The 10,726-nt window shown below is 32.5% G+C and carries 11 protein-coding genes, 1 rRNA gene and 1 riboswitch; of the genes, 6 read left to right on the forward strand and 6 right to left on the reverse strand.

Annotation, left to right across the window (positions count from 1 at the left end):
* Nucleotides 1-32: 32 nt before the first annotated feature.
* Nucleotides 33-1,421, reverse strand: coding sequence for a protoporphyrinogen oxidase (locus tag JOC75_RS17665; RefSeq protein ID WP_204955314.1), 1,389 nt, complete (start codon nucleotides 1,419-1,421; stop codon nucleotides 33-35).
* A 220-nt stretch (nucleotides 1,422-1,641) separates the two neighbouring features.
* Between JOC75_RS17665 and JOC75_RS17670 the strand changes: the two genes are divergently transcribed.
* Nucleotides 1,642-2,337, forward strand: a complete 696-nt coding sequence (locus JOC75_RS17670; protein ID WP_204955315.1) for a hypothetical protein — start codon at nucleotides 1,642-1,644, stop codon at nucleotides 2,335-2,337.
* Between the two features lie 51 nt (nucleotides 2,338-2,388).
* Here JOC75_RS17670 and JOC75_RS17675 read toward each other — a convergent pair whose 3' ends face one another.
* Entirely contained in the window at nucleotides 2,389-3,738 is a 1,350-nt protein-coding gene (locus JOC75_RS17675; protein WP_239589560.1) for an SGNH/GDSL hydrolase family protein, read from the reverse strand.
* A gap of 27 nt (nucleotides 3,739-3,765) precedes the next feature.
* Nucleotides 3,766-4,269: a DinB family protein gene (locus tag JOC75_RS17680; protein WP_204955318.1), complete on the reverse strand. Its 504-nt coding sequence runs from the start codon at nucleotides 4,267-4,269 to the stop codon at nucleotides 3,766-3,768.
* 178 nt (nucleotides 4,270-4,447) lie between these two features.
* On the opposite strand from JOC75_RS17680, the gene JOC75_RS17685 reads away from it, so the two are divergent.
* On the forward strand, nucleotides 4,448-5,356 hold the full coding sequence (locus JOC75_RS17685; protein ID WP_204955319.1) for a DMT family transporter: 909 nt from the start codon (nucleotides 4,448-4,450) through the stop codon (nucleotides 5,354-5,356).
* Here JOC75_RS17685 and JOC75_RS17690 read toward each other — a convergent pair.
* Both JOC75_RS17690 and JOC75_RS17695 read right to left on the reverse strand, forming a co-directional pair.
* Nucleotides 5,353-6,090: a peptidase MA family metallohydrolase gene (locus tag JOC75_RS17690; protein ID WP_204955320.1), complete on the reverse strand. Its 738-nt coding sequence runs from the start codon at nucleotides 6,088-6,090 to the stop codon at nucleotides 5,353-5,355. The genes JOC75_RS17685 and JOC75_RS17690 overlap by 4 nt on opposite strands.
* Nucleotides 6,091-6,673: 583 nt before the next feature.
* Nucleotides 6,674-6,862 (reverse strand): hypothetical protein, encoded by a 189-nt coding sequence (locus JOC75_RS17695; protein WP_204955321.1) that lies wholly within the window; start codon nucleotides 6,860-6,862, stop codon nucleotides 6,674-6,676.
* Between the two features lie 197 nt (nucleotides 6,863-7,059).
* Here JOC75_RS17695 and JOC75_RS17700 point away from each other — a divergent pair, with 197 nt between their 5' ends.
* Both JOC75_RS17700 and JOC75_RS17705 read left to right on the forward strand, forming a co-directional pair.
* Nucleotides 7,060-8,046, forward strand: a complete 987-nt coding sequence (locus JOC75_RS17700; protein ID WP_204955323.1) for a processed acidic surface protein — start codon at nucleotides 7,060-7,062, stop codon at nucleotides 8,044-8,046.
* Entirely contained in the window at nucleotides 8,047-8,679 is a 633-nt protein-coding gene (locus JOC75_RS17705) for a class D sortase (protein WP_204955324.1), read from the forward strand.
* Between the two features lie 51 nt (nucleotides 8,680-8,730).
* On the opposite strand, the gene thiT is transcribed toward JOC75_RS17705, so the two are convergent.
* On the reverse strand, nucleotides 8,731-9,306 hold the full coding sequence (gene thiT, locus JOC75_RS17710; protein ID WP_204955325.1) for an energy-coupled thiamine transporter ThiT: 576 nt from the start codon (nucleotides 9,304-9,306) through the stop codon (nucleotides 8,731-8,733).
* A gap of 100 nt (nucleotides 9,307-9,406) precedes the next feature.
* Nucleotides 9,407-9,505, reverse strand: a riboswitch (TPP riboswitch).
* A 149-nt stretch (nucleotides 9,506-9,654) separates the two neighbouring features.
* On the opposite strand from thiT, the gene JOC75_RS17715 reads away from it, so the two are divergent.
* Nucleotides 9,655-10,275 (forward strand): hypothetical protein, encoded by a 621-nt coding sequence (locus JOC75_RS17715; protein WP_204955327.1) that lies wholly within the window; start codon nucleotides 9,655-9,657, stop codon nucleotides 10,273-10,275.
* A gap of 377 nt (nucleotides 10,276-10,652) precedes the next feature.
* Nucleotides 10,653-10,726 (forward strand): 16S ribosomal RNA (locus JOC75_RS17720); the annotation flags it as partial.

The following is a 10,726-nucleotide window of genomic DNA, read 5'->3' on the forward strand; positions in this document are numbered from 1 at the left end:
TCAATCTTCAATAGATTGGAAACTGCTTTTTTTTATTTCAGCGAATTTATAATTTTTTCAGCAGTTTCTTTCCCGTTTTTAATACAAGCGCCAATCCCAACTCCGAAATAAGAAGCACCAGCTAAGTAGGTGTTAGGATAAAGACTGGTTAGTTTCTCATTCAAAGCTGTGACTGCTTTACTATGCTCAAGATGGTAATTTGGCATTAAGTCACGCCAGTTTGTTACCTTTACCGATGTTGGTGTAACATTTAATTTAAGGCTTTTTTCGATATCCTGTAATGCCACCTTTACAAGCTCTTCTTCAGACAAATCCTTTATCTTCTTATAAGAAGGATTTGAAGCTTTATAAAAAAGTCGTACCAAAAGATTTTGTTTTTCTGACGTATGAGCCCATTTTTTACTTGTCCAAGTACATGCATCACAATGTAAATCACTGTTTTCCGTGACGATAAAGCCTGTTCCATTAGCCGGAAGCTCTTTGTCAGGTATTTGGAAACCAAGGTAAATACTAATCAATGATGAGTTTTTTAATTTATTAAATTCAGTATCAAGCTCATGGCTATTTAATAACTGCTGTGTCACATTATGAGGTGTTGATAATACAACATAATCAGCAGAAATGGGTGAAGAATTTTCAATGCTAATTTCGTAACGATCATTTTTCTTGCTTATGTCTAAGGTTTTCACACCCTTTAATATTGTTGCTGATGTTAATTGATTTTCTATAGTGTCAATCATACAAGATAGTCCATTTTTAAAAGAAAGAAACTTTTTATTATTTGCTGATTGGAATTTTTTCTTGTTATATGACATGCCACGAATAATACTGCCATATTCGTTTTTATAATCTACTAAATAAGGAAGTGTTGATGACATTGTTAGTTTATTGAGGCTGCCAGAATATACGCCTGAAAGCACGGGAGAAATTTGCTTTTCCACAATTTCTTTACCTAAAAAGCTTTCTAAAAACTCACCAACAGAACTTTCTTTTGTGTAGTGCTGATTTTTAGTGAAAAAGTCTTTTAAAGCTGTTACTTTTCCTTTAGGAGAAATTAATGTACTGCTAAATAAAGACTTTACACTAGTTGGTATACCGAACACTGTATCTGCAGGAATTGGTTTTAGCTTGTTGTCTGTATAGATATAAGAAATTCCTGTCTCATTATAAACAACTTCATTTTCTAAATGTAAATCTTCTATTAAAGGTAGTACACCTTCATTTCTAGCAACTATTGAATCAGCACCAGTTTCCATAATAAATTCATCATGTTTATGGGTTTTGATTTTACCGCCCAGTTGATTACTTTCCTCTACTAGCACTAAATTCAAGTCGAGCTTTTCACTCTGAGCGTATTTTTGTAAATAATGCATAGTTGTTAGGCCGGTAATTCCTCCTCCTATAACAACAGCCGTTTTCATGTTAGTCACTCCTTATTGATCATGAACCCTAATTAAAGTCTAGTTTATCTAATGTTCATTATATATGTTATTTGTAGTCGACACATAATTCTTCTATGAATTTTCACAAATACACAACAGTTTGTTAACAATTTATTCATAACTTTGGACAATCTAAGGAAGTCTACAAATATGCAGTAAGGTTTACATATTTGGTTCAAAAAATGAAGGAGGTCATTAAATGAAGAAGAAGTTTGTTCCATTCCTAATGGTGAGTGCGTTAACATTTGGGTTTATTAGTGTGGAATCTGCATTTGCAGCTGAAGAAGCACCACAAACAGAGCTGAAGCAAGATAGTGAAGAAGTGCATAATCATGATAAAGATCACGGAATGAAGCTGGAATTTCTCCAGAAAAGAGCAGAAGAGCTAGGTATAGACACAGAGGGCAAAAATAAAAAACAGCTTTCAAAAGAAATTCATGAAAAAATTGTCATTGAAAAAGCAAAGCAGCTTGGAATTAAAGCAGATGGAAAAGGTGTTGATGCTTTAGCAAAAGAAGTGTATGAAACACTTGTTATAAAAAAAGCAAAAGAATTAAGCATTAATACAGAAGGTAAAAATATAGAAGAATTATCAAAAGAAGTTTTTGAAGAAAGTGTGATGAAAGATGCACAGGAATTAGGCATTGAGACGGTTGGAAAAGATCTAAAAGAGATAGCCATAGCAGTTAGAGATAAAAAGGTTAGACAAACGGCTGAGAAATTAGGAATGGATGTTACTGATTTATCTACCAGGGAGATCATGCATGAAATTTTTGAAAATCATGCAGAGGAAGCAAAAAAACAAAAGCTATTTCCTTTTGATGGTGAAAATGACTTTCATTTTGGCATGCATAAAGGTAGATTTCATAAAGACAAACATTATCATAAAGAATAAGAAGAAAGAGGCTGGATTACATTATCGGCCTCTTTTCTTATCTCATACTTACTATTCTATTTTACTTGATTTTATTTTGCGTTTTCGTTGAGTGATAAAAACTCCACCACCAACTCCTACTAAACACATTCCAGCAACTAAAAAGCTGTACATATTTGTAGCTGTGTTAGGTAAGGCGTGTCCACTTTTAACAACCGTTTGTTTTGGTTTTTTAATCTTTACCTTAACTGTTTCTTTTGGTTGAATAGGTTTTGTTCCCTCATTCTTTGGAGGTGCAACCTCAGCTTTTGGCTTTTCAACCGGTTTTGTAACAGGAGGCTCTTCTTCATCTGGTTCCTCTTCAACAGGCTCTTCAACTTTAGGAACAATGTTCTTAACTTCAAGTGTAATCACAGCTTCAGATAGCGCTGTTTTTGCGTAAATTGAGTATGTTCCATTTTTCGTTACTTCAAAGGTATTTCCAGTGATCAAATTTCCTTCTTCTAGAAAGCTATCTACACTTTTTTCGCCTGGTAGCCATTTTAAGTGAATTAAATGTTCAATTTCCTCGATTGTGATCTGCACTGAATCTGAAGTTTGTTCTTCAGAAGGGTATGATGCAACAATATTTACTGATGGAAATAAGTCTAATAGCTTTGCTGTTGCAAGATCTGCTAAAATCTGTTGTCCCACTTTGTTCGGGTGTATATCTCCAGGAATAATATATTCTGCTTGTTTACCGTCGTATGCTGAGTAAGAATCTAAATAATGTGAACCAGTGTTATTTGCCATAGGGTTATAAACATATGTATTCACTGATTCTGTTATTGAATTTCCTACTAAATGCAGTTGTGAAGAGATTGACTGTGGATCAGTAGTATCAGGTCCGAATGGATTATATAAAGAATACAACAAAATTGGTGCATCTGTTTCTTGTTTAATTACGTTAATAATTAGAGAGAGGCTATTTGTAATTTGTCCAGTGGCAGCTGCTACATTAGCTTTAATTTCAGTAACAACAGCAGGATCTGATAAAGACTTGCCAGATTTTATGAGCTCTTGTAAATTAATAGCTTGTAGCAAATCATTTGCCCCAATATTTAGCGTTACTACATCAGCTTGTTGTAGTTTTTCTTTAGCGTTTCCATGAGAAACCGCATTTAATAAATCTAAAGAAGTCCACCCAGGATAACTCACATTTAATACTTCATTATGACTGTTGCCAATTAAGAATGGAAATGCAGATGGTGACTGTGTAATAGTATTAGGGTCTTGATTATCGATACCCCATCCCATCGTGATAGAATCACCTAATGAAACGATTGTTAATTTTTCATCTACTTCATTTGCTGAAGTTGCTGGAGTGATCGTCATACCTATTAACAATAGTAGAAGTGATAGTGTTACTAGCTTTTTTATCATATTCAATTAGCTTTCTCTCCTTTGTGATTAAACGCTTTCATTTGTGATATTTTGTTTAATGTCAATAATTTGAGCGAGATGTCGTTTCTCGTGATAACCGATAAATTCAATCCATTGTTTAAGTGACAACTCTTTGAAAAATGGATGCTTGAACCTGCTTGTTGTTAAGTCTTTTTCAGAAGGAATCGAATCAATTAGCTGAAGCAATTGATTTCTAGATTTTGATAGAGAAGCTAAGATGTCCTGCTTTTCTATTGTTTCGGTTGAAGGTGAGATTGTGTCTGGTGCTGTTCTTTTCTGTGTGCGATCGAGCGTTAAAGCTAGTGGTTTATCTGGAAGGTGATCTTGCTCTGGAAGTGTTAACATATAGGCTATTGCTCGTGTAATCTCTAGCTCTGTTTTCAATAAATGATCAAGTACTTGGGCGACACTCCATGAAAACTCTGTTTCTTTTTCGTTAAATAAGTGGTCAGGAATATCTTTAACAGTGTTTACTACCTCTTTCCGGGTTTCTTCAAGCTGAAAAATCATTATTTTCCTCCTTATTTATTAATGATCATTTAAAAGTGCTTGTCTAACTAGTAACTATTATACTATAAAGAAAATCCAATTCTTGTCATATTTATTCTACAAATTTCGCAATCTATTTTGTGAATGCATGTGATAAACTATCAGAGTTGTATTATCGAAACGTATGGAGGAAATTATTATGGATAGATCAAGACTTTATCCACTGTTAGCATTAATAATTGGTGTTCTTGCAGTTTCAACATCTGCTATATTTGTTAAGCTAACATCAGCACCGGCACCTGTAATTGCTTTTTATCGTTTATTTTTTTCTACTATAATTATAGCGCCATTCTTTTTTGTGAAAAATATAAGAGAAATAAAGCTAATGACGAAAAAAGACTGGTTTTATTCTATAATTGCTGGGGTATTTTTAGCTTTTCATTTTATTTTATGGTTCGAATCACTTAACTTTACATCTGTTGCAAGTTCTGTTGTTCTTGTAACATTACAGCCTTTGTTTGCCTTTATTGGAACGTATTTATTTTTTAAAGAAAAAGTCTCGAAAATAGCAATATTTAGTGGAGTACTTGCTATAAGTGGAAGTGTCATCATAAGCTGGGGTGATTTTAAAATAAGCGGGCTAGCTTTACTTGGGGATATTTTGGCGTTAGCAGCGTGTGCAATGATTACAGCTTACTTGTTGTTTGGACAGGGAATCAGGAAGCGTCATTCGTTAGGTCTTTACACATTCATTGTATATGGAATAAGTTCGATGACATTGCTTTTTTATTGTTTATTACTACAATATCCTCTCGCGCCATATCCGATATCTGATTGGTACTATTTCTTATTGCTAGCAATTATACCTACATTATTGGGGCATTCTTTATTTAATTGGTCATTAAAATGGGTAAGTACGAATACTATTTCAATTATGATTTTATTCGAGCCAGTAGGAGCCATTGCTCTAGCCTACTATTTACTTGATGAAAAAGTAATTCTTACGCAAATAATAGGAAGCACTGTGATTATGATTGGTATTTTGTTATTTTTGCTTGAAAAGCAGATAATGAAACGATCGTCAAAAGCTTTGAAGCCTGCTAGCTAAAAGTTTGCAGGCTTATTTGATGATTGTTTCTCAGCGTCTTTCACATATAATTTTTGTAATTCTTCTATTGTATAGCCTGTTGCAGTGCTAAATCCTTTTTCAAAATCATTAACCTGTGCTGTTTCCTCAATAATTGTTTTAATAATAGATTCCCCGAACTCATTCACTATGAACTGAATCGCATAATAGCTTTGAGTGTAAACATCAAAATTATTTAAGCGAAATTTCTCCCAATCATTATGTGTAACTAGCTTGTTGAAATCAGCTTCTTCAAATGGGAAATACCTGTGATCAACATTATACATGCCAACATACTCGGCAACTCCTTCGTGAAACCAAAGGGGAATTCTATAAACGTATAATCCCTGTTCTTTTACAAAAGCTTGAAGTCGATAATGAGTATATTCATGCATAATTGTGCTGCTAAAATAAAATGACTGTGGCATCTCATCTGAAAGGATGGATGGTAAATCAGTAATTGCGACACCGATTATGTCGTTAGGATCATCAAAATAACCAATTGTTTGCTTTAATGACGTTTTTTCGTATAGCTCATCAGTTGAAGAATGTAGTATTAAATCAATTTCATTATCATTTATAGGTCCGAAGAGATCTTTTGTCAGTTGATCAGCTTTATTCAAAACATCTTTAATAATTGGAACCAGCTCTTTTTCATGACTTTGATAATAGATGGTTACATTATTATGGGTAGCTCTTTTTTTATCTTTTTTCATCTTATTATAATCTGTAGTTGATGTATTGTTTGTTTGAAGGGGAAGTGTGTATAACTCTAATTTTTCTTTAATTGTAAGATTTTGGCCAAACTCGGTGGAAATAATCAAATTGACTGAAAAAAAATAAATGGATACAACAAAAGAGATCAAAGTTAGTAATGAAGCAGAAAGTCCACCTGTGATTTCTTTAAAAAATAAAAATTTGAAATTTCCCCTAGAACGAATCATTCTGTAAATTAAATAACAAAGCAATCCAAATGTACACGCAATCAAGAAGGAGCTAATAAAAAGACTAACCTTAATCGAAAAGAGTATATAGAAAAAAAGTGAAATCATAAATATAAATATCATGTAACAAAGAAGTTGAATGATCTTTTTGCAAACCTTTTTTAAAATGGTCAAAGCATCCTCCTAAAGGTTCTTTTAAATGATATCTATGAAGGATTCACACAAAAAATAACATCATAAAAATTCTTGAATTATAAAAGTACGTTTTAATAATAATTGTTACTGCCTAACAACAACTTTTTAGAAAAGAAGTTCTTAATCATAGAAAAAACGCTATGCAAAAGCATAGCGCTGGTTAAATTTGTTGATAAAAAATTGATGATAAATGAGCAAAGGTAAACCCTAATGGTATGCTTAAAATAAGTGACAGACCTTGAACTGGACCTTCCTCATTGCTTATTCGAATTGCTTCCTTATATCCATAGGAAAAATGAAAGATTGATAATGAAAGTGATAATAACATAATTGCATAAGATATACTCATCGTTTCTCCTCCGCTTTTATACAATCTAGTTCTTCTATTAGTAAATGCAGAAAGAAGCTAATATATGCTAGTTTTGTAATAAAAGGTAATAAATTATAGAGTAAAAATTTTATTATTACAATTCTATTATTTGTAAAATTAAAAGATTATAATTTCTAAGAATATCTATTTATTAACATATTTTGGAGGGGACGTATTTGAAGAAGGTTATTTCGAGTTTAATTGCTATTTTTATTTTATTTATTGGGAGTATTCCTGCATTTGCAATAGAGAAAGTTGAGTTAGAAGAATATGCTAATAGTATTGGAATAACAATAGAAGATTTAGAAGATTATCTATCATATGATGGCTACTCGCTTGATGACTTTGTTACATTAGAAGAATTAGTAGATTATGTAGGTGAGCCGGTAACAGCTGATTCACTTCAACAATTGCTAAGTGATTATAATATGACAGAGGCTGAATTAACAGACCTTCTAATTGGATATGGTGAACTTGAAGAAGGTGAATCTATTGAAGATGTATTTGTTTATATCTACGATGTTGAATCAATTATCTTATTAGACCTAGAGGCTGCATCAGATGAAATGATGGTGCTTTTTGAAGAGCTTGGTTTGACAGAGGAAGAAGTTAACCGTTTGTTTGAGCACTTAGAACCGTTATTTACAAACGATCCAAATTTTGAAGATGAATTGTTAAAATTAGCGGATCGAATGATTGCGTTTGAAGAATTTGAAAGTGTGGATGAATTATCTTCAGAACAAATAGCTGAGATATTTAACGTTTTTAATGAACTTCAAAATTTACTACAAGTTAATGTGAAATATTATTTAGTGAGTGATGGAGTAAAAACTTCAATTGATTTGAACGCACTATTAAACCTTCAAAATCCGAAACAAGGGACTAGCTTATTAATTGAAGTTTTTAATTTAGATGGAAGCTTTTTATTAGATGTGTTGTTTACTCCTGATATGATTGGATCAGATGTTATTAAAGAAACAGGAAAAGATATAAAAGAAACAAAGGAAGCTTCTATAGTTGTAAATAAAACAGAAATAAAGGAAACAGTTAAAGGGGCTAAACTTCCTAAAACAGCAGGTCATTATCCTGAGTGGATTTTGGGTGGAATTTTGTTAATGGGTATTGCCGTAATTATTAAAAAGAAAATAGGTTCTGTACAATAAATGGAACCAAGAAAATATAGAAAAGGAAGTAAAAAAAAGATAAAGATAAAAACATTATCCTTTTTTATTATCCTATTATTCTTACTTGGGTTATATGTTTCTTCTACAAATGCTTTTAAGTTATTAAAAGGTTACACTTTGTTTAAGGTTAATCAAACAGAGAGTGCTGCTGTATCCAAGCAACATGATACAAAGGGAGAAGGAAAAGTTGATCTTTCTTCTCAATTGGAAAAAGGGGATTTAATTGGGACGCTTATAATTCCAAAGCTAGATGCTTCATTACCTATTTATCATGGTACAGATGAGGATGAGTTAGAAAAAGGGGTTGGGCACTTTGCTCAGTCTGTTTTACCAGGAAAAGAAGATAATTCAGTGCTCTCTGGTCATAGAGATACAGTATTCAGACGTTTAGGTGAGGTTGGGGTAGGTGATCTTCTCACGGTTGAAACTACATCAGGGACTTTCACTTATAAAGTCAGAAAGGTCAGGATAGTAGATAAAGACGATCGAACAGTGATTGTACCTAAACCTAAAGCTACTTTAACCTTATCAACCTGTTACCCATTTGATTTTGTAGGTTCTGCTCCAGAAAGATACGTTCTTGTTGCTGATTTAACTGATAAAAAGATGTGAAAAAAGATCAACCTGTAATGGTTGATCTTTTTTGTATGATAAATTGGTTTTTCATTTATTTTTTTGTATTAACCGTGGAGCAGCTAACAGCAATATGCTAACTACAATTGCAGACACAATCATAGTAGGAATCATATAAATAGAATTATAAGTAATAGAATAAGCTAGAACAGGTGTCCCTTCAGGTGTGTAGGAAGCGAAAAATGTAACACCAGCAATCACGTGAATGATCAGTCTTAACGCACTTCCTAGTATGACGCCTAGAGTTATATAAACGATGCTAGCATTCTTTTTGTTTTGGGCTAAGCTGTTTTGAATTGCTTTAAAGAATATTCCACTAAAGCCAACTACTGTAAATGCTAAATAATAATCAAGAAATCCTTGAACAGGATGAATAATGTATGCGTTACTTAGGACAGCCTGTAAAAAACCTAACAATAAACCTGTTAAGAGACCGCCTTTAATTCCCCACCGAAACGCAATGATAAAAATCGGAATCATGCCTAAGGAAATTGAACCACCCTGTGGTAATTTTAATATAACTCCTGATAACAAATCTAATAGAAAAGCTAAAGCTGACAACATTGCTACCTCGATAAAAAATAATAACCGTTTATTTCCTTGCATTCCAAAATCCCCATTTCTACATCAAACCAAAGAAGAACAAAGAGTATTTTGCACACAAAAAAGCAGTGATGGAACGTAATAGATGGTTCCAAACACTACTTCATATGGCCATCCACATCCCTACAATAGTACTAACTAACAGGTTCTAAGGGTTAGAACAAATGTCCAATCTCAGCCAATGGCTCCCCTTGTGGTTAAATGTATTTATATTTTTGATTCTTACTATACATGATTGACTAAAACTTAGGCAAGGATTATTCAAAGGAATATATATAGTAAGAAAAGGTTTTTTTATGAAAAAAAGAATACGTTTTATAATTCCTACATATTGTCCTAAGAGGTGAGAATGTGGGGATAAAAAAACTCTTTAATTTTAAAGGATCAGCAAATTTGCAAAAGGTAAAAGAAATGCGAATTGATAAAAACTATGGAGGAATTATACACCAGCTAAACTTAGATGAATTTTGGCATTCATTACAAGGTGCGGAAAAAGCCTTTATCAGAAATCGTACAAGTTGGTCATTTGGAGGTAGAATAAAATCTGAGGAGTTAGATGATCCTAAAAGTAATGCCGAAACAAAAAGGAGTGTTTATGCATTTTTGTTGGGTAATGCCAGTTGGGCTTCAGAGGCAAAAGAATATGAGCTTGCAGAAAAGCTATTAAACGAAGTCATTAAAAGAACAAATAATATATTTATTGTACACAGATGCTATAAGGAGCTTATTGTTATGCACCATAAGTTAAGTAAACAACATGAAGGCTCTCTAGAAAAATGTATTGAATTTTCAAAGTTTCATATAGAAATAGCTCCATTGTTATTTGAAAATGCGATGAATACTGGTATAGAACCACCTCGTATTGCTGCTTTTAATATAATGATGAAGATGTATGAAGAAAAGGGATTATTAGAAGAATATGAGAAAGTATTTAAACTTGAACAACAATATAAAAATGGAACATTTGAATAAGAACTATTAGATAGGTGACTAAACTGGTCATCTTTTTTGTTGTTCAATAGCTATGTATGCCTTAAGATTAGGTGAATAAAATAGAAGAGATAAATGATAATTAAAATAATCAAGAAAAAGTACTTGCTATTACATTTTCTTCATGTTATAGTATTAAACGTCGCTAAAACAACGTGACATAAACAATATTTATAATGATTTAAAAGATATTGACAAGTCATTATAGAAATGTTAAATTAATAAAGTCGCTTCTGAACGGAACGACACAAAATGATCTTTGAAAACTAAACAAAACCAAGCGTGCCAACGTTAATTTCGATTAACAAAAACGTACTATATAGTACAAAATGTAATACATGAGCAAGTCAAACACTACTTTATTGGAGAGTTTGATCCTGGCTCAGGACGAACGCTGGCGGCGTGCCTAATACATGCAAGTCGAGCGAATTGA

Source organism: Metabacillus crassostreae (genome assembly GCF_016908395.1).
GTDB lineage: Bacteria > Bacillota > Bacilli > Bacillales > Bacillaceae > Metabacillus > Metabacillus crassostreae.